Genomic DNA, 25,305 nt, shown 5'->3' with positions numbered 1-25,305 from the left:
CGCGATAAGCCCCAACAGCCATATACAAGAAGATACAATAGGTTCATGGTCTTGCATGGATAATGAGCGCATGGAACCGACATCTACAATTCTGATCGTTGACGACGATCGCGACATCCGCACCCTGCTGGCTGACTACCTCGAATCCAACGGCTACCGCGCCCTGTGCGCCGCCGACGGCGCCGCCATGTGGAAAATGCTGGACGAAGGGCGCCCGGAACTGGTGGTGCTCGATCTCAACCTGCCCGGCGACGACGGCCTGACCCTGTGCCGCAAGCTGCGCGCCCACTCGACCCTGCCGGTGATCATGCTGACCGCCCGCAACGAGCCGCTGGATCGCATCCTCGGCCTGGAAATGGGCGCTGACGACTACCTGCCGAAGCCATTCGAGCCGCGCGAGCTGCTGGCCCGCATCCGCAGCGTTCTGCGCCGCAGCAACGCCATGCCGGTCGGCGTCGGCGCCGACAAGGCGCAGCAGATGAAATTCTCCGGCTGGACGCTGGATCTGACCGCGCGCCACCTGCTCAACCCGGACGGCATCGTGATCATGCTGTCGGGCGCGGAATTCCGCCTGCTCAAGGTCTTCCTTGAGCATCCGAACCGCGTGCTGAACCGCGACCAATTGCTGAACCTGACCCAAGGCCGCGATGCTGATCCGTTCGACCGCTCGATCGACATCCAGATCAGCCGCCTGCGCCAGAAGCTCGGCGAAGACGCGCGCATGCCGCAAATCATCAAGACAGTCCGTAACGGCGGCTACGTGCTGGCCGGCCAAGTGACGGTGGAGCCGCAAGCGTGAGAGCTTTCCTCGGTTCGATGACCGGACGTGTGTTCCTGGTTCTGCTGCTTGGCATCGTCGCTTCGGCGGCGCTGACCCAGTGGCTGGCCGTCAACGAGCGCACGCGCGCGCTGGAACGCTACCGCGACTTCCACGCGCTGGAACGGGCCGAGCAATTAATCACCACCGCCGACGTCATGCCGGAAAGCGCGCGCCCGACCTTCCTGGTCGCCGCCAGCCGCGGCACCGTGCGCCTCGAAATGAGCGACATGCCGCAAGCGCAAGTCTTGCCGCCGACTGAATTCTCGACCTCGCTGCAACAGCGCCTGGGCGAGCGCTACAAGCTGGGCCCGCTGGCCGAGCACCCGATCGCCTGCGACCAGCCGCGCCAGACCACCAGCATGTTCGCGCCGACCCAATGGCGCGGCACGTGCGAGACCATGAACGTCACGCTGCACGACGGGCACATCCTCAAGCTGTCCGTCCTGCCACCGCGCCAGCCGCCAGCGTCCACGCACAGCGAACTGCTGTCGCTGCTGCCGTTCCTGCTCAGCATTGCCTTCCTTGCCTACCTGGTGGCGCGCATGACCATCAACCCGCTGAAGCGCCTCGCGCAGGCAGCCAAGGACTTGGGCAACGACATCAACCATCCGCCGGTGGCCCTGAGCGGCGCGTCGGAAATCCGCCAGGCCAGCGCTGCGTTCAATGCGATGCAGGCGCGCATCCGCCAGCACATCACCCAGCGCACGCAAATGCTGGCCGCGATTACCCACGACTTGCAAACGCCGCTGACGCGCCTGCGCCTGCGGCTGGAAAAAGTCGGCGATCCCGAATTGCAGCAGCGCCTGATCGACGACCTGTCGGCCATGCAGCAAATGGTCAAGGAAGGCCTGGATCTGGCGCGCAGCATGGACTCCACCGAGACCATGCAGGCGCTGGATCTGGACGCGCTGCTCGACAGCGTGTGCAGCGACGCCACCGACGTTGGCCAGCAAGTCGAACTGCGTGGCCGCGCGGCAATGGCGCTGATGGGCCGGCCAATGGCGATTCGCCGCTGCCTGGTCAACCTGATCGACAACGCCGTCAAGTACGGCCACTTCGCCCACGTCACGGTGGAGCGTCTGGCCGGCGCGGCGCGTATCCGCATTCGCGACGGCGGGCCCGGCATAGCGCCAGACCAGATGGCGCGCGTGTTCGAACCGTTTTACCGCATCGAGACGTCGCGTTCGCGCGAGTCCGGCGGCACCGGCCTGGGGCTGACCATCGCCCGCAATATCGCCGAACAGCATGGCGCCAACGTCACCCTGTCCAACCACAAAGACGGCGGACTGGAAGTGACGCTGGTCGTGCCGGAGTATTACGCAGGCAAATAACCGAGACTCAATGAGAAAAAATGCTGCGGCTGGTCATACTGCCGCAGTTTTTCTCATAGATACTATGCGACAATATTTCGCCTTATCAAGGCGACGATATTTTTCGACATCAAAAATATTATTAAAATGAAAAAATCTTCCTTAGCATTTGTGGTCGGTGCAATCGTTGTCTTGGGTGGTGGCGCCTGGTTCATGACGCACGACGGCGCCAAGCCGGCCGCCGGCAACAAGCCCATGAATGGCGGCCAGCAAGGCCCGACCACCGTGCGCATCGTGGCGCCAGTGCGCCAGGACGTGCCGGTTGTGCTGCAAGCCAATGGCACCGTGACGCCGATCAGCACCGTGGATCTGCACCCGCAAACCACCAGCACCATCGCCAAAGTGCACATCAAGGAAGGGCAGTTTGTTAAATCTGGTGAGCTGATGTTCACACTGGACGACCGCAGCGAGCGCGCCAATGTCGACAAGGCCCAGGCGCAAGTCGAGCGCGACCGCGCTTCGCTGGCCGACTACGAGCGCCAGTACCAGCGCGCGCTGGAACTGCTGGAGAAAAAATTCATCGCCCAAGGCGCAGTCGATACCCTGAAAAGCCAGGTCGACTCGGCCCGCGCACTGCTGAACGCCGACATCGCCGCCGCCCGCTCGGCCGGTGTGGATGCCAGCTACACCGCGATCCGCGCGCCGATGACCGGCCGCGTCGGCGCCATCAACGTTTATCCGGGCAGCCTGGTGCAAATGACCACCTTGTTGGCCACCGTTACCCAGCTCGATCCGATCACGGTCGCTTTCACTCTGCCTGAGACTGCCCTGGCCGGCCTGATGGCGGCCCAGCAGCAGGGCGCGGTGCCGGTCTCCGTCAAACTGGAGAGCATCGCCAAGGAAGTCAACGGCAAGCTCAGCTTCATCGACAACACCGTCGATCCAGTCGCCGGCGTGATCCGCGTCAAAGCCCAGTTCGACAACAAGGACACCACCCTGTGGCCGGGCCAGTACGTCAACACCAAGCTGGTCTCGCACGTGATAAAAGACGCGACGGTGATTCCGCAAAACGCTATCATTAGCAACACCCGAGGCACCTTCATCTACGCAGTGGACAAAGACCAATCGGCCAAGGTGGTCAATATCAAGCGCCTGTATGCGTTTGGCGAAAGCGCCGCCGTGACCGGACTGGATGGCAGCGAGCAAGTGATTGTCGACGGCAAGCAAAATCTGCGGCCGGGCGGCAAGGTACGTATCGCATCCGATAGTGTCAAGCAGAAAGGCTAAGCGATGAACCTTTCCGAGTTGTGCATCCGCCGTCCCGTGATGGTGGTGCTGCTGTCGGCCACCTTGATCCTGGCCGGCGTGCTGTCCTATTTCTACATCCCGGTAGCGGCCCTGCCGAGCTACAACACGCCGGTGATCAACGTCTCGGCCGACTTGCCGGGCGCCTCGCCGGAAACCATGGCGTCCTCGGTGGCGCTGCCGCTGGAGAAGCAGTTCTCCACGATTGCCGGCCTCAGCCTGATTACCTCCACCAACACGCTGGGCAATTCCTCGCTCACGCTGGAGTTTGATCCGAGCATCAACGTCAACGAAGCAGCGGTTGATGTGCAAGCGGCGCTGCTGCGCGCGCAACGCCAGTTGCCGATCGAAATGACCGATCTGCCGTCCTACCGCAAGGTCAATCCGGCCGATGCGCCGGTGCTGTTCATGACCATGAACTCGCCATCGCTGACGCTGTCCGAGCTAAACGATTACGCTGAAAACCTGATCGCACCGTCGCTGTCCACCTTGCCCGGCGTGGCGCAGGTTTCGGTCAACGGCCAGAAGCGTTTTGCCGTGCGCATCCGCGCCAAGTCCGACCTGATGAACGCGCGCAACCTGACCTTGGACGAGTTGCAGCAAGCAATCAAATCGGCCAACGCCAACACGCCGCTCGGTATCCTCGACGGCCCGGCGCAAACGCTGACCATCACCGGCAACGCCCAGCTGATGAAAGCGTCCGACTACGCCAACCTGATCATCGCCATGCGCAATGGCGAGCCGGTGCGCCTGAAGGACGTGGCCGACGTGCAGGACAGCTTCCAGTCGACCAAGGCTGCCGGTAGCTACAACGGCGAGCGCTCCATCGTGCTGCTGGTGCAGCGCCAGCCGGACGCCAACACCGTGCAAGTGGTGGACGGCGTGCGCCGCCTGCTGCCGCAGTTCAAAGCGCAATTGCCGGCCTCGATCAACATCAACCTCGTGAATGACCGCTCGGTGTCGATCCGCGAAGCGATTCACGACGTCAACTTGACCCTGCTGCTGACCGTGGGCCTGGTGGTGATGGTGATCTTCCTGTTCCTGCGCCGCGCTGCTGCGACCTTCATCCCGGCGATCACCATGCCGATCTCGCTGCTCGGTGCGCTGGCGCTGCTGTACGCGTTTGGCTACTCGCTGGACAACGTGTCGCTGTTGGGGATTACCTTGGCCGTCGGCCTGGTGGTCGATGATGCGATCGTGGTGCTGGAAAACATCGTGCGCCACATCGAGATGGGCAAGCGGCCGCTGGAAGCGTCGCTGGTGGGCGCGAAGGAAATGGGCTTCACCATTATTTCGATCTCCGTCTCGCTGGTGGCGGTGTTCATTCCGATCTTCTTCATGCCGGGCGTGATCGGCTTGATGTTCCATGAATTCGCCGTGGTGGTGGCGCTGTCCGTGCTGGTGTCGGCCGCGGTGTCGCTGATGCTGGTGCCAATGCTGGCCAGCCGCCTGCTGCCGGCCGACGCCATCGATCCAGAACACGACAAGAGCAACTTTATCGGCCGCTGGTTCGAAGCCGGTTTCGGCGCGCTGCGCAACTTCTACGCCCGCACCCTGGACACGGCGCTGCACCACCGCTACATCGTGCTGCTGGCTGCGCTGGGCACGTTTGCGCTGACGGCGGTGCTGTACGTCAGCATCCCGAAAGGCTTCTTCCCCGAGGAAGACCTCGGCCAGATTCGCGTGAATACGGAAGCCTCTGAGGATATTTCCTCGTCCGCGCTGATGGAGCTGCAAGAGAAAGTGGCCGCCGTCATCAAGGCCGATCCGAACGTACAGGACGTGACCTCCTTTGTCGGCGGCGGCAACACCGGCCGTATGTTCCTGGTGCTCAAGCCGCGCGACCAGCGCGCCAAGATGCCGCAAGTGCTGGACAGCCTGCGCAAGGCCACCAAGCAAGTGCCGGGCATCGCCGTTTATCTGAGTCCAGTGCAGAACTTGCAGCTGGGCGGACGCCAGTCCAAATCGCGCTACCAGTACACGCTGCAATCGGTGAGCCCCGGCGCGCTGAACGAGTGGGCCGACAAGTACATGGATCGCATGCGCGCCGACCCCGACTTCCGCGACGTCACCAGCGATTCGCAGAACAAGGGCTTGCAAGCCTCGCTCAAGATTGACCGCGACAAGGCCAACAACCTTGGCGTGGCAATCGGCGATATCCGCACCGCGCTGTATCTGGCCTTTGGTGAGCGCCAGGTCTCGACCATCTATTCGCCAGCCGCCAGCTACTACGTGATCCTGGAAGCGGCTGACGCCGACCGCCAGTTCGACAGCGCCTTGACCAAAATCTCGGTACGCAACAAGACCGGCCAGCTGGTGCAGCTGTCCAGCTTTGCCACGGTTGAACGCACCATCGGCCCAACCGCCGTCAACCACCAGGGCCAGCTGCAAGCGATCACGCTGTCGTTCAACCTGGCGCCGGATGTGCCGCTGGGCGTGGCCACCGCCAAGATCGACCAGTGGGCCGCCGACATGCACCTGCCGCCATCCATTATCACCAACTACGGCGGCGATGCGGCTGTGTTCCAGAGCTCGCAAGGTAGCCAGCTGATCCTGATCATCGCCGCGCTGGGCGTGATCTACGTGCTGCTGGGCGTGCTGTACGAGAGCTACATCCACCCGCTGACGATTCTGGCCGGCCTGCCGTCCGCCGCCGTGGGGGCGTTGATTACGCTGCGCCTGTTCAACATGGATCTGACCATGATCGCCATCATCGGCATCCTGATGCTGATCGGTATCGTCAAGAAAAACGCCATCATGATGATCGACTTCGCGCTGGACGCCCAGCGCAACCAGGGCATGACGCCGGAGAAGGCGATCCGCGAAGCCTGTATCCTGCGCTTCCGCCCGATCATGATGACCACCATGGCGGCGCTGATGGGCGCCTTGCCGATCGCGCTGGGCCTGGGCGCGGGCGCCGAACTGCGCCAGCCGCTGGGCTTGGCCGTGGTCGGCGGCTTGATCTTCTCGCAAGTGATCACCCTGTACATCACCCCGGTGATCTACCTGTTCCTCGACAAGTACAGCGGCACCGGCCCGATGCTGGACGCCGAAATCGAAGCCGACAAGGCGATTCCTGTTGTGCCGCATGAGCACGTTCAGCCGGTTCCGCTGAAAGCCGTGAACAAGCATTGAGCCGTAACAAGCCGGCCTGAAGATCGTCTCTTTATCATGGACAAGTTGTCCACGATAAAGAGGCGATCAGATGAAACGCACCAGCATCACCATCATCGGCATGGGCCCACGCGGCCTCAGCGTGCTTGAGCGCTTAGCTGCCGTGGCGACAGCCCGCCAACTCCTGCTCGACATCATCCTGATCGATCCCGGCGAATGCGGGGCCGGTGTGCACGCGGCGCGCCAGCCGCAGCATTTGCTGATCAACACGCTGGCCAGCCAGGTCACCATGTTTCCGGCAGCGCGCGCCGTAGAGCACGCCCCGGTGTGCGCCACGCCTTCGCTGACCGAGTGGGCGCGGCAAGAGGGCTATCGCCGCGTGGGCGAGCGCTACTACCGGCTGGGCGGCAATGGTGGCTATGACATCACCGACAGCGATTACCTGCCGCGCAGCCTGCTCGGTGAATATCTGGGCTGGGTCTACCAGCAAGTGGCGGCGGCCATGCCGGCTGGCGTCTCGCTGACCCATCACCGGCTGCGCGCGGCCGATCTGCGCCAGCAGCCGGACGGCAGCTTCGTGATCGAGCTGGACAGCGGCTACATCGTGCTCAGCGATTTCGTATTCCTGACCACCGGCCACGGCAGCAACCTGCCGAGCGACCTCGATGCATGGCTGGCCAAGTTCGCCCAAGACCACGCGCGCTACAACAGCAAGCTGGCCTTGGTGCGCCACGTCTACCCGGTCGAGCAGTTGTCGCGCATCAGCGCCGACGCGCGGGTGGCGATCCAGGGACTGGGCCTCAGCGCCCACGACGTGATTGCCGAACTAACGGCAGGGCGGGGCGGCGCCTTCATCGACAGCGAAGACGGCTTGCGCTACCAGCCCTCCGGCCGCGAACCGAAGCTGACGCTGTGCTCGCGCAACTGCCTGCCCTACGCGGCGCGCGGCATCAATCAGAAAGGCCTGAACGGCCGCCACCAGCCGCGCTACTTCACGCCGGACGCGGTGGACGCGCTACGCCGCCAGGCCCTGATCGCGCGCGGCACCAGCCAGCTCGATTTCGACCGCGAACTGCTGCCCCTGCTCAAGCGGGAAATGGGCGAGGTCTACCGCGCCACACCGGGCGCAACCAGCATTGATGACGACACGCTTTTCGCCGAACTGCTGTTCCCGCTGCAAGCCCGCCAATTCGCCTCGTTGCACGACTTCCGCCGCTACTTCCGCGACTGGCTGCAAGCCGACCTGGCCGAAGCCCGCAAAGGCAACCTTGCCAGCCCGGCCAAGGCCGCCACCGACGTGCTGCGCGACGTGCGCGCCACCCTGCAGGCGGCCATCGAGCACGGCGGGCTGACGCCGGCCTCGCACCGCAAATTTTTGAACGTCTACCACCCGGCCATCAACCGCGCCGCCTTCGGCCCGCCGCTACGCCGCAACGAGGAATTGCTGGCGCTGCTGGACGCCGGCGTGATCGCACTCCAGTCCGGCCCCGGCAGCCGCATCGAGATCGACGAAAACGACTCGATCTACCTGCTCAACACCAAATTTGCCGGCGGCATGGAAAAACAGCCGGTCGATGTAGTCGTCATAGCAAGATTGGACGCATTTTTCCCCGAAACCGACACATCCTTACTCATCCGTAATATGTTAAAACGCGGCCTGTTCCGGCCGTATTACAACGGCGTTTTCCACCCCGGCGGCATCGACATCAACCGCGCCGGCCAGCCGCTGAACGGGCAGGGCGACGTGGTCGCCAACATATGGGCCTTGGGCTACCCGGCCGAGGGGCCGCACTACTACACGCACGCCCTGCCACGGCCGCAGATGCGCTCCCGGCAGGTGCTCGACGCCGACCGTTGCGTGGCCATGCTGGTAGCGCAAATCGCCGGTAATCCGCGTCGCGGGGCGCGCCGCCGGAGTGTGACATCGGCCACAAGTCATAGCACTTTGTAAAGCGATTGATACATACAGTAACACCCGTCAAGGGCCGGAACTTGTAAAGTGGCTATCCTGCGCGGTTCCCAAAAGAGCGGGACTCTGGCACTATGGCTCCATTTTGACGACTTCTGCGTTCCCCAAGGTTTGCATCTTGCACCACGATTCCCATATCCTCTCCGCGCATTCCGAATATTGCGAGACTTGCGGCCAGCGCCTGCCTTCAGCACAGGAAGGCTACGCCACGTGGGAACGTAAGTCCAAGAACCAGCGCATCGGCATCGGCATTTCGATCGCCTTGCACTTGCTGGGCGTGCTGTACTACCTGCTGGCGCCGTCGCACAAGCCGGTCAAGCCGGCCACCGCCAAGCGCGGCGAAATGGTCTACATCGCGCCGCTGAACGAGCCGAAGAAACCGGTCAAGCCGGTAGTCAAGCCGGAAAAGCCGAAAGCCGTCAAACCTGCGCCGCAGAAGCCGACCGTGAGCCGCAGCGCGCCTGCGCCGGCCCAGCCGAAGCTGGAAACCTACGTGCCGCCGGTACAAGCGACCATGACGCCGCCGCCGGAACAAGACATGTCGGAAATGATCGCCAAGCGCCGCGCCGCGCGCGAAGCGCAGAATCCGCAGCCAACGCCGCAGCAGCCAGCCGAGACCGAAGCCGAACGCGGCAAGCGCATCGCCATGGCCAACATCATGGGCGCGCAAGGCCGTTCGGCCAGTGGCGAGCGGGAGCAGAAGGGTGGTTTGCTGGAGATTGTCGACCTGCGCCTGACCTCGGCCGACATCAAATTCCGCCACTGGAATTCGAACTTCAAGCGTGAGTGGCTGCAAGCGGTGCACGTCGAGCGTGGCGCCGAGGTGGACATTGAAACCGCGATCATCCACCGCGTGATGGAACTGATCCGCAAAGACTGGCCGGAAGAAGTGCCGTTCCAGTCGCAGCGCCAGGGCCGCACCGTCACCCTGAGCACCCGTCCAGCGGACGAGGCCCAGATGTTCTCCTTCTTGATGAAGGAATTCTTCCCCGACTACAAGCGGCCGTACCGTTAAAATCCCCGACTTTTATTTGAGCTTGCGGGCGGCGTCGAGCGCGAAGTAGGTGAGGATGCCGTCGGCGCCGGCGCGCTTGAAAGCCAGCAGCGATTCCATCATCACCTTGTCGTGATCGAGCCAGCCGTTTTGCGCGGCGGCCTTGATCATGGCGTACTCGCCGCTGACCTGGTAGGCAAAGGTCGGCACCTTGAATTCTTCTTTCACGCGGCGCACGATGTCCAGGTAGGGCATGCCCGGCTTGACCATCACCATGTCCGCACCTTCGGCCAGATCGAGGCCGACTTCGCGCAGCGCTTCGTCGCTGTTGGCCGGATCCATCTGGTACTGGTTCTTGTCGCCCTTGCCGAGATTGGCCGCCGAGCCGACCGCATCGCGGAACGGGCCGTAGAAGGCCGATGCATACTTCGCTGAGTACGCCATGATGCGCGTATGAATATGGCCCGCCGCTTCCAGCGCCGCGCGGATCGCACCGATGCGGCCATCCATCATGTCCGACGGCGCCACCACATCCACGCCCGCGTCCGCATGGCACAGCGCTTGGCGAATCAGCATATCGGTGGTGATGTCGTTGATGACGTAGCCGTTCTCATCGATCAAGCCGTCCTGGCCGTGGCTGGTGTACGGATCGAGCGCGATGTCGGTCAGCACGCCCAGCTCCGGGAACGCTTGCTTCAGCGTGCGCACGGCGCGCGGCACCAGACCATCCGGGTTGGTAGCTTCAATGCCGTCCGGCGTTTTCTTCGATACATCGATCACCGGGAACAGCGCCAGCACCGGGATGCCCAGCGCCACGCATTCCTCCGCCACCTTCAACAGCAGATCCACCGACACGCGCTCCACGCCCGGCATCGACGCCACCGCTTCGCGCTGGTGTGTGCCTTCGAGGATGAACACCGGGTAGATCAGATCCGACGGCGTCAACACGTTCTCGCGCATCAGCGCGCGGGAGAACGGGTCGCGGCGCATGCGGCGCATGCGGATGGCGGGGAATTGCGCTGCTGCTTTACTCATCACTATCGCTTTCTTCTAAATCATTGTCTAAAAGGCCGGCCAGTTCCAGAATCTTGTCGTTAGCTTCGTCGATGCCGACGCGCTTCACGGCCGAGAACAACTGCACGGTGAACGGAAAACCTTCGCCATCTTCATCGACATAGCTGTCCAGCTTGGCTTTCGCCTGGCGCAGCACAGTGATCGATTCTTCGCGGTTCAGCTTGTCAACCTTGGTCAGAATGCAATGGATCGGCTTGCCGGTTGGCGCGAACCATTCCAGCATCTGGATATCCAGCTCGGTAAATGGACGGCGCGAGTCCATAATCAAGATCAGCGCGGCCAGTTGGTCGCGGCGCTGCACGTAGTCGCCCAGCAGGCGCTGCCAGTGCAGCTTGGCCGAGCCGGACACTTCCGCATAGCCGTAGCCGGGCAAGTCGACCAGCAGGGCTTGAATCTCCTCGACGATGGTTGGATCCTTGCGGTGCTGCGCTACGTGCGCGCCGCCGATCGAGAAGAAGTTGATGTGCTGGGTGCGGCCCGGCGTCTTGGACGCGAAGGCCAAGCCTTTCTGATTACACAAAATATTGATGGCGGTCGATTTACCGGCATTGGAACGACCTGCAAAAGCGATCTCCGGCACGTGGGTGTCGGGGAGTTCGCGTAGTTGGTTTACGGTCGTGAAGAAACGGGCTTGCCAGAGTTTGGACATGGGGATTGGGGAAAAAGCAACAGTTTAAAGCAGGAATTTTTTTAAGCTATTGTACAATGAGTGGTTACCAAGTGCTTCTATGCACGGTTTGGTGCTTGCAGCGAGACACTTTGGTGCATAACTTTTTAGACTCCTACTAGGGTGCTTTAATGAATAGTGTGTTTTCACCGTTTGTAAAATCGCTGCTCGTCGCCGTGCTGGCCGTCTCGGCCACCGCCTCCGCTTCCGCCGAGGACAAGAAGCCCGCCCAGCCCGCTGCTCCCAAGATCGATCCCGCCAAGGGCGCTACCCTGTACACCGACGGCGACGCCGCGCGCGGCCTGCCGGCTTGCGTGTCCTGCCACGGCGCCGGCGGCAATTCCACCATCGTTGCCAATCCCAAGCTGGCTGGCCAGCACGAAGGCTATCTGTACAAGCAGTTAGTGAACTTTACGACGCCTGACCGGAATCAACCGGTCATGACCACCTACGCCAAGATGCTGACCGACGAGGAAAAGCACAACGTCGCGGCATGGCTGGTGACGCAAGCGGCCAAACCGGGCGCGGCCAAGAACAAGGACACCATCGAGCTGGGCAAGAAGATTTACCGTGGCGGCATCGCCGAGAAAAACGTTCCGGCCTGCGCCAGCTGTCACGGCGCCTCGGGCGCCGGCATCCCGGTGCAGTACCCGCGTCTGTCGGGCCAGCATCAGGACTACACCGTGGCACAGCTGGGCTTGTTCAAGGCCGGCACCCGCAAGAGCCTGGAGATGGCTGCCATCGCCAAGCGCATGTCGGATGAGGAAATGAAGGCCGTCGCCGATTACGTAGCAGGCTTGAAATAATGTTGGCGTAACTGCATCGGAGCGGTAAAAAAGAAGGGGCGGCGGCGTGAGCATGCTGCCCTTTTTGTTGGTATGCTGCGGCTGCTAACTATTTTTAAAGAACCTGAACACGCATGAGTAGCCCAAGCACCACCGGCATCCAGCTGAAAACCCGCCGCCCCATTGTCGGTGAAATCGTTGAACTGATTTCCTCCATGCGTTTCGCGATCGCCTTGCTGGCGATGATCGCGATTGCCGCTGTGATCGGCACCGTGATGAAGCAGGGCGAGGCGAGTTCCAACTACATCAATCAATTCGGCCCGTTCTGGTACGAAGTGTTCCGCAAGATCGGCCTTTACACCGTGTACTCGGCGTGGTGGTTCTTGCTGCTGATGGCCGTGCTGGTGATTTCGACCACGCTGTGCATCGTGCGCAATGCACCGAAGATGCTGAAAGATATGCGCAGCTGGCGCGAAAATGTGCGCGAGAATTCTCTGCTGAATTTCCATCACAAGATGCAGTGGCAGTCGCCGCTGGGCCGCAGCGCGCTGGCGCAGCAAAGCGCAGCGCGCCTTGCCGATGCTGGCTACAAGGTCAAGCTGGTCGAGAAAGAAAACGGCACGCTGGTAGCGGCCAAGCAGGGCGCGGCCAACAAGTTCGGCTACATCTTTGCGCACAGCGCGATTGTGATTATTTGCCTCGGCGGCTTGCTCGATTCCGATGTGCCGATCCGCATGCAGGAATGGTTCCTCGCTAAGACGCCGTTCAACGGCAGCGGCCTGATTTCGCAAGTGCCGCCCGAGCACCGCCTCAGCACCAGCAACCCTACCTTCCGCGGCAACACCATGATCCCGGAAGGGCAGAACAGCAGCACCGCCATCCTCGCGCGCCCGGACGGCGTGTTGATCCAGGAGCTGCCGTTCACCATCAACCTGAAAAAATTCACCATCGATTTCTACAGCACCGGCATGCCCAAGCTGTTTGCCAGCGACGTGGAAGTGCGCGACAACCAGACCGGCGAAACGGCCAAAGCCACCATCGAAGTCAACAAGCCGCTGATCTTCAAAGGCGTGGCGATCTACCAGTCCAGCTTTGAAGACGGCGGCAGCAAACTGAAGCTCACCGGCTTCCCAATGACCGGCAACGACAGCAAGCGTTTCGACATCGCCGGCGAAGTTGGCGCGACCACGCCGCTCGGCGATGCCTACACCGTCGAGTGGTCGGGCTTCCGTCCATTCAACGTGGAAAACGTCGGCCCGACCGACGACCCGCGCGCCGTCAAAAAAGGCAAGAGCTTGCAGGAAGAACTGGGCGAGCACATGGGCTCCGCAGGCAAAAACGCTAACAACAAAAACCTGAAAAACGTCGGCCCAAGCGTCAGCTACAAACTGCGCGACAAAACCGGCCAGGCGCGCGAATACCAGAACTACATGCAGCCCGTGACCGTGGACGGCGCCACCGTCTTCCTCGCCGGCATGCGCGCCAACCCATCGGACAATTTCAGCTACCTGCGCATCCCGGCCGACGACGCCCACAGCGTCACCGAATGGATGCGCCTGCGCGCCGCGCTGCACGATCCGGCAATGCGCGCCGCTGCCGCCCAGCGCTACGCCGAGCGCGCCACGCCGAAATCCTCGGCAGGCGATGCGCTGCGCACCCAGCTGCAAGCGTCGGCCGAGAAAAGCCTGAGCATTTTCGCCGGTGACGATAAGGCCGCAGGCTTCATGGGCATCTCGCAATTCCTCGAAAAAATCCCGGCCGGCGAGCAAGAGAAAGCCGCCGACGTGGTCATGAAAATCCTCAACGGCAGCTTGTGGGACTTGTGGCAAGCCGCGCGCGCCAAGGACGGCTTGCCGGCCGTCGCCGAGGACGAAACGCATGCACGCTTCCTGCAACTGGCCACCAACGCCTTGTCGGACGCCTTCTTCTACGGCGCGCCGGTCTACCTGCAACTGGAAGACTTCACCCACATCCAGGCCTCGGTGTTCCAGGTGACGCGCTCGCCGGGCAAGAACGTGGTCTACCTTGGCTGCCTGTTCCTGGTGCTGGGCGTGTTTGCCATGTTCTACATCCGCGAGCGCCGCCTGTGGATTTGGATCAAGGACGACGCCAACGGTACTGAGGCCCTGATGGCCATGAGCACCCAGCGCAAAACACTGGACTTTGAACGCGAATTTGAAACACTGAAGCAAAAGCTGCCACAAGCAGCATAAGCCGGAGAAGAAAATGGAACTGACCCAATCCCAGCAAACCTCGCAAACCTACCAGCAGGCGCCCGGCTACTTCAAGCGCCTGACCGTGATCGACTGGCTGTACGCGCTGGCCTTGTTAGCTGGCGCGGTGTTCGCGCTGAACCGCTACGGCCACTTCATGGACGTCTACGAGCAAGCCATCCTGATCGCCGCCGTGCCGACCTTTGCCGCACTGGGCTGGCACTGGAAACCGGTGCGCTGGCTGATGCCGCTGGTGGCGCTGCTGTCGCTGTGGGCGATCTTCATGTACGCGGGCGTGCTCGACAACGGCACCAAGAAATTCTGGCTGCGCATGATGCTGTCCAGCCAATCGGCGGTGCTGTGGATGAGCGTGATGTTCGTGATCTCCACCGTGTTCTACTGGCTCGGCTTTGCCGGCCGTTCGGGCGCGGCGTCGAGCATCGGCTCCAAGCTGTGCTGGGCCGCCGTGGTGCTGGGCTGGACTGCCATGATGGTGCGCTGGTTCGAGTCCTACCTGATCGGCGCCGACGTCGGCCACATCCCGGTCTCCAACCTGTACGAAGTATTCATCCTGTTCTCGCTGATCACCGCGATGTTCTACCTGTACTTCGAGCAGCGCTACGCCACCCGTCAAATGGGCCCGTTCGTGCTGCTGGTGATCTCGGCCGCGATCGGCTTCCTGATGTGGTACACCACCTCGCGCAACGCCGCCGACATCCAGCCGCTGCTGCCGGCGCTGCAAAGCTGGTGGATGAAAATCCACGTGCCGGCCAACTTTATCGGTTACGGCAACTTTGCCTTGGCGGCAATGGTGGCTTCGGCCTACCTGCTGAAAACCTCGGGCTACCTGAAAGACCGCCTGCCGTCGGAAGAAGTGCTGGACGACGTGATGTACAAGGCCATCTCGGCCGGTTTCGCGTTCTTTACGATTGCGACCATCCTGGGCGCGCTGTGGGCGGCGGAAGCGTGGGGCGGCTACTGGTCGTGGGACCCGAAAGAAACCTGGGCGCTGATCGTCTGGCTCAACTACGCGGCGTGGCTGCACATGCGCTTGATGAACGGCCTGCGCGGCCGTCCGGCGGCATGGTGGGCGCTGGTGGGCCTGCTGGTGACCACCTTTGCTTTCCTTGGCGTCAACATGTTCCTGTCCGGCTTGCACTCCTATGGCAAGTTGTAAACGGAAGTTTAATATTTGCTTCGGCGGATTGGTGTAAGGTTGAGCCCTACACGAATCTACCGGAGCCATCATGCTGATCAAGCGCAGTCCCAACGGTATCGACCTGCCGTTTTCCTCTGAAATCACGCCGCGCGAAATATACGAATCGCGCCGCAAATTCATGAAACAGATCGCCATGGGCGCGGTCGGCAGCGCCGCGCTGCTGGAGATGGCCAACCGCGAGGCGTTCGCGCAGACCGGCGCCAAGCTGCCGGCCAAGCTCAATCCCGCCTACTCGGCGATGGACAAGCAAACCGCGTTCAAAGACGCCACCACCTACAACAACTACTACGAATTCGGCACCGACAAGAGCGAGCCTGCCATGTACGCCGGCACGCTGAAAACCCGTCCGTGGACGGTCAGCATCGAAGGCGAAGTCAAGAAGCCGATGACGCTCGACCTGGATGCGCTGCTCAAGCTGGCGCCGCTGGAAGAGCGCGTGTACCGCCTGCGCTGCGTGGAAGGCTGGTCGATGGTGATTCCGTGGATCGGCTACTCGTTCTCCGAGATCATCAAAAAGGTCGAGCCAACCGGCAACGCCAAGTACGTTGAATTCGTCACGCTGGCCGACAAAAAGCAAATGCCGGGCGTGGGCAGCCGCGTGCTGCAATGGCCGTACACCGAGGGCCTGCGCATCGACGAAGCCAACCATCCGCTGGCGCTGCTGACCTTCGGCATGTACGGCGAAGTGCTGCCGAACCAGAACGGCGCGCCGGTGCGCATGGTGCTGCCGTGGAAATACGGCTTCAAGTCGGCCAAGTCCATCGTCAAGATTCGCTTCGTGAAAGACCAGCCGCGCACCTCGTGGAACCTGTCTGCGCCGAATGAATACGGCTTCTACTCGAATGTGAATCCCGACGTGGATCACCCGCGCTGGTCGCAAGCGTCCGAGCGCCGCATTGGCGAAGACGGCTTCCTCGCCCGCAAGCGCAAGACCCTGATGTTCAACGGCTACGCCGATGTCGCGCCGCTGTACGCTGGCATGGACTTGAAAAAGTTCTACTGATGCTGACCACCAAGCAAGTCAGCTGGATCAAGGGCGCCGTGTTCGTGCTGGCGCTCGCGCCCTTGGCGCGCATGGTCTACCTGACCGTGACCGGGCAACTGGTCGATCCATTGGAATTCATCACGCGCGGCACCGGCGACTGGACTTTGTACTTCCTGTGCATGGTGCTGGCGGTGACGCCGCTGCGCAAGCTGAGCGGCCAGAACTGGCTGATCAAACTGCGCCGCATGCTGGGGCTGTACGTCTTCTTCTACGGCTTCCTGCACTTCATGACCTTCCTCTGGTTCGACCACTTCTTCGACGTGCAGGAAATGTGGAAAGACGTGCTCAAGCGGCCGTTCATCACAGTAGGCTTCATCGCCTTCGTGCTGCTGATACCGTTGGCCGTGACCAGCACCAACGGCATGATCAAGCGCCTGGGCGGCAAGCGCTGGCAGTGGCTGCACCGCCTGGTGTATGTAATCGCGCCGCTGGCGATATTGCACTTCTGGTGGATGAAAGCGGGCAAGCACAACTTCACCGAGCCGATCATCTTCGGCACCATCATCGGCATCCTGCTGCTAATGCGCGTGTGGTGGGCTATCCGTAGCGCTCGCAAGGCTTAGTTATCCTGCATGCGCAGGATGGTGATCGCGCCATCCACTCGGCGCCATAACAAGGCCTGGGTATCGAGCGCAGTGCGATCCAGCCGCACTTGGCCGAGCGCCAGAAAAAAGTCGCTCTTGACGCCAGCATCAACCGCGCGCGCCCGGTGTGCGCCAGCGATCTGCGGCAGGGCGTCGAATTCATTGAGCGTGCGGTAATAGATGCGCTGGCGGTTTTTGACGATAGCAGCAGCCTCTTCAAGCGGCAGATTGTCCACCAGCGCCGCTAACAATTCCGCCGGCGCGGTGTTGACGTTAAGCGGTGTCGGCTGCGGCAGCGCTACGAGGAAGGCGCGCAGTTTGTCAATCGCTGCCGGCGTAAAACCGCTGACGGCGAGCAAATCTTCCACTTCCAGCAGCGCCAGGGCCTGGGGCGGCAAGCCCATGCCGCCGGCCGCCATCGCTCTTTGCCCGCTAGCGACCTGAGCCGCCACCGCGAGCGCAAGAGCGGGATCGACGCGCAAGGTGGCTAGCAGGCGTTCCAGCATACGCACCTGTTGCTGGTCGATGACGGTGTGCTGCGCCAGGTTGGCCAGGTTGAAGCGCGATTGCGCATCCAGTATGCGGCCCGATGCGCTGGCGGGGAAGCCATCGCCTTCGCTGCGTGGGCGGTCGATGTAGCTGTCTAGGGGGATGCCCCGCAGCGGCTGTGCCCATATACCGTTCAGCTGCGTGTAGTTGGGCGAGGCGGCTAGATCCTGGGCCAGCAGCGCGCGGCCCATGTCGAGCAGGCCGCGCATGATCCACAAACTTTGCAGTTGCTGGCGCTGGTTTTCAGTGGCGCGCATTTGCACCTGCTGCAGCCAGAACAGGCTGGTAACGCTGGTGACGGCCAGCGTAGTCACCAGCAGCGCGGTGACCACGGCGATACCGCGTTGGCGCCGCATTACCATGCCCCCAGCAGAAATTGTCTGGTAATGCGCGACGGTTGATCCTGTAGCGTCAACTCCACGGCCAGGCCCAGCGGCGTATTATTGCTGGCGCTAGAGTTGGCGGTCGGCTGCCAGCGCTGATCTATCCAGTAGCGCGTGGTCATCTGACGCACGTCGGTTTGCAGCGTGACTATGGCAAGCGCGCCCTGATCACTCAGTGCGGCCTGCCACAACGCCTGAAGCTGCGGCAGGCTGCGGGTGGCGGCGGATTCGCGCCGTACCAGGCTGCCATCCTGAACCCGGTAAGACACCACCAGCAGTTGCGTGGCCGCGTTTTCAGCACTGCTTATGCGTACCAGCGTAACGCGGTCGTCGTCGGTCTGCAGATTGCTCTGGCCCTGTAGCAGGCTGGTGGGCGCTAGATGATCGCAGTCGCGCTGCATCTGGGCGAAGGCCAGTTGCAGGTTGCGGGCCTGTTCGGTCTGCGTGGTCAGCCTGGCGCGCGCGCGTAGGATGCCGTCCAGGCCGCGCCAGCTCAGCACCGCCACCATGGCCAGTATCGTGATTGCCATGAGCAGCTCGACCAGGGTGAAACCGGCGTTAGCGGTGTGCCGGCGCATAGCAAACGTCATGGCGACGCGGTCTGCGCACCGTGCTCGTGCAGCGCCTTCACCTGGGCTTGGAATTTGGCGGTTGCCTCCAGCGTGCGCGGAAAGATCTGCTGTTCCAGCTCATGCATGCTGGCGCCGGCGGCCTGATTCAGCGTGTTCTGCTTGTCGCGCAGCACGCGGCCGGCGGGACTGTTGAAAAACGACGTGATGGCGTCGAGTTGTGCGTCGGTGTAGTTGTCGGCACAGAAGCGTATCAGCGACGGCTTGACCGCTTCCCAGCTAATCTGCGGCGCCATCGCGTCGATTTCCGCGATATAGGCGGACGCTAATTCCTGCTGCGCAGCCTGGAGCGGTGCAGGGGCGGGCGCGACGATGCCCGTTTCGCGTCGGGCATATTTTTTAAGGCTGGCCTGTCCTTGTTCGTTGGACGCAGTCACCTGGGCTTGAATACCTGTGGCGTCCAGCATGCGTTCTATCTTTGCCTGGCGCGTAGGCGGAATGGGAGCGGGCTCCGACCACGCGCTCGTCGGGGCGAACCCCAGCAGCAGGGCGGCGCCCAGGAGCAGTAACTTAAATAGCATGGTATGCACTTTCGAAATAGGCAAAATGCCGCTCGCGCCAGCAGGCGAACGGGCGGCACGGTCTTAGTCGGTGATGCGGCTCATGTTGCGTACGCCCAGCCGTTTCAACTCATCGTTCAGCCATAGCACGTTATCGGTGGTAATCATGTTGAACGTCTGTGTATGCAGGAACAGGTTCCAGTCGGTACGGTTATCGGCGGTGTCGCTCTGCAGGCCATACGGCGCGCCATTGAATAGATAGGCGGTCAGCTCGGAGCAGCAGCGGCCATCGCTGTTGTAGAACAGCGCTTTTCCGCCCGACTCGTATTCGCGGGTAGGATTGAAGAAGGCGCGGCTGCCGGAGCTGTAGGAAGCGACGGTATCGTTCTGGGTCGCTTGCAGAATGCCGTTATCTTGCTTGATGTTGACTTCCTGCCCCATGTACCACGGCTTGTTGCCGGCATAGAAGCTGTAAGCCGACTGGCGTACCTTGTCTTCTCCGCCGCCGGCGCCGAGTGCATTGTTCGGTTGGATATTGGCGGTGTTATACACCGGCATGATCTTTACATAATTGCTATCAGGGGAGTTGGGATTGCCCGTGACGTAATGCAGGTTGCCAAAGAAATTGTCGACTTCCCAGGCGTTGGGCAGCATGTTCACGTCGACCTTAAAGAACGCGCGATTGTAGAAGCCGGTCTTGGCCACGACGTACCAGGCGTTTTGCAGCGCCGCCCTATCCTTGACGTCGATCGCCAGCACGGCCGGATTTTGCCGATTCCGCATGTCATTGATCACTTCTTCCAGCGTGGGCGGATTCTCGTTCCACTTGGACCATTCCCAGTTGCCGCCATTGGCGGTGCTAGGCTGGGCGTTGGTGCGTAGCAGCAGGCCATTGTCCGTTGAACTTTTCTTCACCGATTTCAAGCTCCACGAATTCACCAGCGGATTCGGTCCCACGCCGGTCATGGCGTTATATAAGGCCGAGCCCCAGTTGTAGCCAACATTGGTTTCGCGTCCCCACGAGGCGTCATGGCTCAGGATAGGTACGCCATCCTGGGTTTGGCGGATATCGACCTCGATGATTTCCATGCATGCGTTGGCCGCGTTCCAGATCGCTTCCAGCGAATTTTCCGGGGTGTTGATGTATTGGTTGTAGCGCGGGTCATTCCAACGCGCGTGCAGGCCGCGATGTGCGACCAGTAGTTTCAGATCCCAGATCGGATTGCGGATCTGGTTCATCACCTTGGCAGTGTTGATGCGGCAGGGATTCTGCGCCTGGCTTGGTGCTGCGGCGACCAAGGCCAGCAGGAACAGGGCCACCCCGGATAAAACGCGTTTCTTTAACATGATTATCCTTTGTTACGTGGGTTTGTGACTGCCGGTAGTTATCGGCAAGGGAGGTGACAGAATTCCGCATGCGTAAAGAAAGAATTTCCATATAAAACAGGCTCCCTTCCTTGCTGCGCGAATTCTATTCACATCGAATAGTAAGTGGCCAATGTGTCATCTTTGTGACAACTCCCGGGAAATTTTTTATGCCCTTCCGGGCGGGGCGGTCATCAAATCGTCATATTATCCAAATAGAATTCATTGTGAATTATATTTTTGAGTCCGGCGTCGAGACTTCCTGTCGAGACCGGGTTCAAGGGGAAACGCATGACGTATTCAGTTCCGTATCGCTACCGCTTGCTGGTTTCATCCACCATGGCGCTCGCTTGCGCGGTGGATGCCGCCGCCCAGGACAACACCGATGCCGCCGTTCAAGAGAACCCGGCCGTGGTCACCATTACCGGCATCAAGCGCTCTTACTTGAAAGCCATCGATAGCAAGCTTGAGCATGCCGGCGTGGCCGACGTGGTCAGCGCCAACGAGGTGCAGGGCCTGCCCGATGTCACCGCCGTGGAGACCCTGCGCCGCGTGCCTGGCCTGGCGGTGCTGCCGACCATGGACAATGAACACCCGCGCGACGAGGCCGCCACGCCGGTGATCCGCGGCCTCGGCGCCGCCTATAACAACGTCACCATCGACGGTTCGCCGCTGGCCTCGCCCGGCACGCCGAACGGCAACCTGGGCTCGATCGGGCGCGGCGTGCGCCTCGACATCCTGCCGTCGTCGATGATCAGCGAGCTGGTGGTCGCGAAAACCTTCAGCGCCGACCAGGAACCGAACGCCATCGGCGGCGCCATCGACCTGAAGACCCGCAGTGCGTTCGAGCGCAACGGCCAACCCTTCTTCACCATCGAGGGCGCGGCGGGCCGTGCCAGCGGCGGCGGCAAGCCGCGCAGCCAGGACAAGCTGGGCGACCGTTTGCTGACCACCGGCAGCTTCACCTTCGGCCCCGAGCAGCGCTACGGCATGGTGGTCTCCGCCAACTACCAAAAGCTCGATACCACCACCAATACCCACATGACCACCGACACGGTGTTCGAGAACTTCTACGACAGCAAGGGCAACCGCCTGAGCGGCAACGACCTCGGCAACGGCTTTGCCGTGCCGCAGCAGGACAAGTACTGGTACGTGCAGGACTCGCGCTCGCGCCTGGGCCTGACGGTGAAAGGCGAGGCCCGCCCCACCGACGAGATCAGCGCCTTCGTCACGGCCGGCTATTACAAGTTCCGCGACCAGATGCAGCGCAACGAGAACCTGATCGACCCGCGCAACACCGCCGTGGTCTACAACCAGACCGCCACCTCGGGCACCTACCCCGGCGGCGACGTCGAGGTCGGCTATGCGCAGCAGGACATGACCAGCATCACCCGCATGCTGCAAACCGGGCTGGATTGGAAACTGGCCGAGGATCAGGTGCTGGCGCTGCGCGCCAACGCCTCGCGCGCTACCTACCGCGAGCCGATCCAGATGATCAAGTTCATCACCAACGCCGCCTACGGCGCGCCGGGCAAGGGCGGCGCCTCGGTGGTGGCCACGCCGGAGTACGGCTTCAGCTACGACACCAGCGGCCTGAATCATTCCTTCAACGTGTCGCCGGCGGCCTGGAACAACCTGGCCAACTACAAGCTGTTCTACTACCGCCCGGACTACGCGCGCGCGGCCACCGACCACATCGCCAACGTCCGCGCCGACTACCGCCACCACTTTGACCGCCCCGGCCTGGGCTTCGCGGTGGGCGCCAGCTACACGCGCGATAAGCCGAGCTACAACATCTACCGCAACGACCTCGAGCCGAACAACAGCCAGCCGGCGCTGACCTTGGCCAGTGTGATCGGCCCGAGCGCACCGCTGATGTACCACCAGAACGGCCTCGGCCTGCTGACCATTGACCCGCAAAAAGCTATTGCCCAGATCGCCGCGCTGCGCGCAGCCGGCGGCCTGAATACCACCGACCAGGCCAACTTCAGCAACCAGGACAACTTCGAGCACCGTGAGCGTACCGTGGGCGCTTACGCGCAGGTAAGCTATAACACCGAGCAATGGCGCACCCAGTTCGGCGTGCACCAGGACAGCACCCGGCAGGACACCACCGGCCGCGCGCTGGTGGCGGGAACGTGGCGTGCGCTGCCGACCAGCTCGCGCTACCACTTCCTGCTGCCATCGGCCTCGGCCACTTACCAGGCCAGCGCGGCGCTCGACCTGCGCGCCGCCGCCAGCCAGACCATCGGCCGCCCGACCTACGACTCGTATGCCGCGCGCAGCTCGGTGAACTTCGTCAACCCGGCCGACCTGGGCAATCCGAATGCCAGCGGCGTCACAGTCACGGTGGGCAACCCGGACATCAAGCCGCGCCTGTCGACCAACCTGGATCTGGCCGCCAACTACAAGCTGCCGCAATCGGTGGGCGGCCTGCTGTCGCTGGCCGTGTTCGACAAGGACATCAAGGATGAAATCTTCAATACCTCCTCGCTGGGCTACACCTACCAGGGCGTGACTTACCCGAACGCGGTGGTGAGCAAGCCGGTCAACGCGGCGCGCGCGGATGTCAAGGGCGTGGAACTGGGCGTCACCGTTAATTCGCTGGGCTGGCTGCATCCGGTCGTCAAGGACATCGGCTTCAGCGCCAACTGGACGGTATTGGACGGCAGCATGAACGTGCTGAAGTCGGACAAGTCGACCCGCAAGCTGGATCGCCTGGTCGGGCAACCGGATCAGGCCGCCAACTTCACGCTGTTCTACAGCAGCGGCGGACTGGAACTGCGCGGTGCCTATAACTATCAGGGCAAGGCGCTGCGTTCCATCGTGCCGGACGTGGCCTGGCAAGACCTGTACTGGGCCGCGCGCTCGCAGGTCGACCTGCACGCCAGCTACAAGATCGCCAAGGGGATCACGCTGTTCGGCCAGATCCAAAACGTGGGTGCACGCCGCCTCACCAGCTACGCCGGCCCGGCGCAGAACCTGCTGAAGGACACCTACTCGGTGCCGACCGTGGTGTGGCTCGGTCTGCGTTTCACGCCCGACCTGCGCTGATTTGCCGCTTTTTCCACCTGCCCGGTGCATCCGCGCCGGGCGTCACCCTTTCTATCCATGAACCTGAAACACAGTTATATGCTATTGGCACTGCTGGCAGGCCTCGCCGCCAGCGCAGCGGCCTGCCACGCCGCTACCAGGGCCGACCTGATCCGCAAAAAATTCGACAATCCCGCTGCCGGCGTGTTCGTCGTCGCCCACCGCGGCTGCCACAATGCCTCGCCCGCCCAAGGGCTGGGCGAGGCGCCGGAAAATTCGCGGCTGGCGCTGGAGCAGTGCGTCCTGCTGGGCGTCGACATGATGGAGCTCGACGTGCGCCGCGCCGCCGACGGCGCGCTGGTCGTCATGCACGATGACACCATTGACCGCACCACCAATGGCAGCGGCAGGCTCGACCAGTTCACGCTGGCGCAACTGAAAACCCTGCGACTCAAGCAGAACCTCGGCGCCGCCATGTCGCCGATCCTGACCGCCGAGACGGTGCAGACGCTGGAGGAGATGCTGGCGCTGGCCAAGGGCCGCATCATGCTCAACCTTGACATCAAGGAAGCGATTTACCCGGCCGTCATCGCCGCCGTCAAGGCGCAGGGCATGGAGCGCCACGTGCTGGTCAAGAGCGTGGTGACGGGCGGCGCGCCACCGGCGGCGGATCAACCCGGCTTTGACACGGTGCCCTACATGCCCATCGTCGGTAACTGGGCAGGCGCGCCCCTCGTTGCCAGCCCCGCCGAGATCAGCCGCAGCGAGCTGGCGGCCAGGCACAAGCCGGCCGGCGTCGAGATGGTCTACCTGTCCAGCGACGACTACGCGCAACTGCGCAAGACCACGGCGGCGGCCAAGGTTCGGCTGTGGGCCAATACCTTGACCTCGGTGGGCGTGATCAGCGTGATCGGCATGGGCGGCGACCTGGACGGCTTGCGCACGCAGGGGCAGGCCTGGGGCGCGCTGCTGGCATCCGGCGTCGACACCATCCAAACGGACGAACCCGGCCCGCTGCTCGACTACCTGGAGCGCGCCCGCATCCCGCATTGGGCGGGGCAACAATAGTGCTATAGTGCCCGCCGTCGAGGCCGGTTGCTAGCGAGGAGGGGGGAGTGCTTGGGACACGCATGGACAGGGCGACGCTGGCTTACGGCTGCGCGCACTTTGGGAAAATCTCTTTCTGGTACGCCAGCGAGGTGCTGTTCGCCTATTACCTGAGCGAGGTGTGCGGCCTCAGCCCGGCCCGCATGGGCATGGTGCTGGCGCTGAGTTTCCTGCTGGGCGCGGCGGCGGATCTGCTGGTCAGCCAGTTGCTGCGCAATTACCTGCAGCGGGTCGACAACGCGGTGCAACTTCAGCTGGGCGGCGCGCTGGCCAGCGCTACCACGCTGTCGGCGCTATTCATGGGCACCTATGTACCGGCCGATTACCGGCTCGGGTTCGCGCTGCTATTCGCCGGTGCCTTCCGGCTCAGCTATGTGTTGTTCGACTTGCCGCAGAATGTCTTGCTGAGCATTGCCACCACCGACGAGCACAGCCGCGCGCGGCTGGCCTCGCTGCGCATTTTCTTCAGCTCGGTGGGGTCGATGCTGGTCGCGCTGTCGGTGGCGCCGCTGATGTCGGACGCCGCGGCGCTGCCGCCCGCGCACCGGTTCATGCTGTTGGCCGGCGCGCTGTCGGTGGTGGCAATCGCCGGCGCGCTGTGGCTGGTGCGCGCGGCAACGCCGGCGCGGCGCCCACGGCC

At 62.5% G+C, this 25,305-nt stretch carries 20 protein-coding genes; 14 read left to right on the top strand and 6 right to left on the bottom strand.

Features of this window, described 5'->3' with window-relative positions; genetic code table 11:
- Window positions 1–70 precede the first annotated feature (70 nt).
- From GTP45_RS19630 to GTP45_RS19605, 6 genes are all read left to right on the top strand, one after another.
- Window positions 71–799 (top strand): response regulator, encoded by a 729-nt coding sequence (locus tag GTP45_RS19630; protein ID WP_161015590.1) that lies wholly within the window; start codon window positions 71–73, stop codon window positions 797–799.
- On the top strand, window positions 796–2,151 hold the full coding sequence (locus GTP45_RS19625) for an ATP-binding protein (protein WP_371874484.1): 1,356 nt from the start codon (window positions 796–798) through the stop codon (window positions 2,149–2,151). The genes GTP45_RS19630 and GTP45_RS19625 overlap by 4 nt, the downstream gene beginning before the upstream one ends.
- Window positions 2,152–2,277: 126 nt before the next feature.
- Window positions 2,278–3,417, top strand: a complete 1,140-nt coding sequence (locus GTP45_RS19620) for an efflux RND transporter periplasmic adaptor subunit (protein WP_161015589.1) — start codon at window positions 2,278–2,280, stop codon at window positions 3,415–3,417.
- A 3-nt stretch (window positions 3,418–3,420) separates the two neighbouring features.
- Window positions 3,421–6,570, top strand: coding sequence for an efflux RND transporter permease subunit (locus tag GTP45_RS19615; protein ID WP_161015588.1), 3,150 nt, complete (start codon window positions 3,421–3,423; stop codon window positions 6,568–6,570).
- A 70-nt stretch (window positions 6,571–6,640) separates the two neighbouring features.
- Window positions 6,641–8,500, top strand: coding sequence for an FAD/NAD(P)-binding protein (locus tag GTP45_RS19610; protein ID WP_161015587.1), 1,860 nt, complete (start codon window positions 6,641–6,643; stop codon window positions 8,498–8,500).
- Between the two features lie 136 nt (window positions 8,501–8,636).
- Entirely contained in the window at window positions 8,637–9,533 is an 897-nt protein-coding gene (locus GTP45_RS19605; protein ID WP_161015586.1) for a hypothetical protein, read from the top strand.
- A gap of 12 nt (window positions 9,534–9,545) precedes the next feature.
- Here GTP45_RS19605 and hemB read toward each other — a convergent pair whose 3' ends face one another.
- Entirely contained in the window at window positions 9,546–10,547 is a 1,002-nt protein-coding gene (hemB, locus tag GTP45_RS19600) for a porphobilinogen synthase (RefSeq protein ID WP_161015585.1), read from the bottom strand.
- Window positions 10,540–11,235 (bottom strand): ribosome biogenesis GTP-binding protein YihA/YsxC, encoded by a 696-nt coding sequence (gene yihA / locus GTP45_RS19595; RefSeq protein WP_161015584.1) that lies wholly within the window; start codon window positions 11,233–11,235, stop codon window positions 10,540–10,542. Before yihA ends, hemB begins: the two co-directional genes overlap by 8 nt.
- 149 nt (window positions 11,236–11,384) lie before the next feature.
- Between yihA and GTP45_RS19590 the strand changes: the two genes are divergently transcribed.
- The 5 genes from GTP45_RS19590 (at window position 11,385) to msrQ (ending at window position 17,078) form a co-directional block, all read left to right on the top strand.
- Window positions 11,385–12,059, top strand: a complete 675-nt coding sequence (locus tag GTP45_RS19590; protein WP_161015583.1) for a c-type cytochrome — start codon at window positions 11,385–11,387, stop codon at window positions 12,057–12,059.
- Between the two features lie 113 nt (window positions 12,060–12,172).
- Complete coding sequence (locus GTP45_RS19585) at window positions 12,173–14,251, top strand: cytochrome c biogenesis protein ResB (RefSeq protein WP_161015582.1); 2,079 nt, start codon at window positions 12,173–12,175, stop codon at window positions 14,249–14,251.
- Window positions 14,252–14,264: 13 nt separating this feature from the next.
- Window positions 14,265–15,428, top strand: a complete 1,164-nt coding sequence (gene ccsB / locus GTP45_RS19580; RefSeq protein WP_161015581.1) for a c-type cytochrome biogenesis protein CcsB — start codon at window positions 14,265–14,267, stop codon at window positions 15,426–15,428.
- 70 nt (window positions 15,429–15,498) lie between these two features.
- Entirely contained in the window at window positions 15,499–16,473 is a 975-nt protein-coding gene (gene msrP / locus GTP45_RS19575; protein ID WP_161015580.1) for a protein-methionine-sulfoxide reductase catalytic subunit MsrP, read from the top strand.
- A complete protein-coding gene (msrQ, locus tag GTP45_RS19570; RefSeq protein WP_161015579.1) occupies window positions 16,473–17,078 on the top strand; it encodes a protein-methionine-sulfoxide reductase heme-binding subunit MsrQ in 606 nt (201 codons plus the stop codon). The genes msrP and msrQ overlap by 1 nt, the downstream gene beginning before the upstream one ends.
- Here the strand turns inward: msrQ and gspK are convergent.
- The 4 genes from gspK to GTP45_RS19550 all read right to left on the bottom strand — a co-directional run bounded on the left by gspK (window position 17,075) and on the right by GTP45_RS19550 (window position 20,507).
- The gene (gspK, locus tag GTP45_RS19565) at window positions 17,075–18,004 is read right to left on the bottom strand and encodes a type II secretion system minor pseudopilin GspK (protein WP_229258554.1); all 930 of its coding nucleotides are present in this window, start codon (window positions 18,002–18,004) and stop codon (window positions 17,075–17,077) included. The genes msrQ and gspK overlap by 4 nt on opposite strands.
- Entirely contained in the window at window positions 18,004–18,609 is a 606-nt protein-coding gene (locus GTP45_RS19560; protein WP_308494615.1) for a type II secretion system protein GspJ, read from the bottom strand. Before GTP45_RS19560 ends, gspK begins: the two co-directional genes overlap by 1 nt.
- A gap of 8 nt (window positions 18,610–18,617) precedes the next feature.
- Window positions 18,618–19,067, bottom strand: a complete 450-nt coding sequence (locus GTP45_RS19555) for a DUF2059 domain-containing protein (RefSeq protein WP_161015576.1) — start codon at window positions 19,065–19,067, stop codon at window positions 18,618–18,620.
- A 177-nt stretch (window positions 19,068–19,244) separates the two neighbouring features.
- Window positions 19,245–20,507, bottom strand: a complete 1,263-nt coding sequence (locus GTP45_RS19550; RefSeq protein ID WP_161015575.1) for a glycerophosphodiester phosphodiesterase family protein — start codon at window positions 20,505–20,507, stop codon at window positions 19,245–19,247.
- A 309-nt stretch (window positions 20,508–20,816) separates the two neighbouring features.
- Here GTP45_RS19550 and GTP45_RS19545 point away from each other — a divergent pair, with 309 nt between their 5' ends.
- The 3 genes from GTP45_RS19545 to GTP45_RS19535 form a co-directional block, all read left to right on the top strand.
- Window positions 20,817–23,579: a TonB-dependent receptor gene (locus GTP45_RS19545; RefSeq protein WP_217363377.1), complete on the top strand. Its 2,763-nt coding sequence runs from the start codon at window positions 20,817–20,819 to the stop codon at window positions 23,577–23,579.
- Between the two features lie 57 nt (window positions 23,580–23,636).
- Window positions 23,637–24,626, top strand: coding sequence for a glycerophosphodiester phosphodiesterase family protein (locus GTP45_RS19540; RefSeq protein WP_161015574.1), 990 nt, complete (start codon window positions 23,637–23,639; stop codon window positions 24,624–24,626).
- Between the two features lie 62 nt (window positions 24,627–24,688).
- Window positions 24,689–25,305, top strand: a 617-nt coding sequence (locus GTP45_RS19535; RefSeq protein WP_161015573.1) for an MFS transporter, incomplete at its 3' end; no start/stop codon positions are given.

Source organism: Duganella rivi (assembly GCF_009857435.1).
Lineage (GTDB): Bacteria > Pseudomonadota > Gammaproteobacteria > Burkholderiales > Burkholderiaceae_D > Rugamonas > Rugamonas rivi.
The sequence above is the reverse complement of the archived record's forward strand: the minus strand, read 5'-3'. Positions and strand labels throughout refer to the sequence as shown.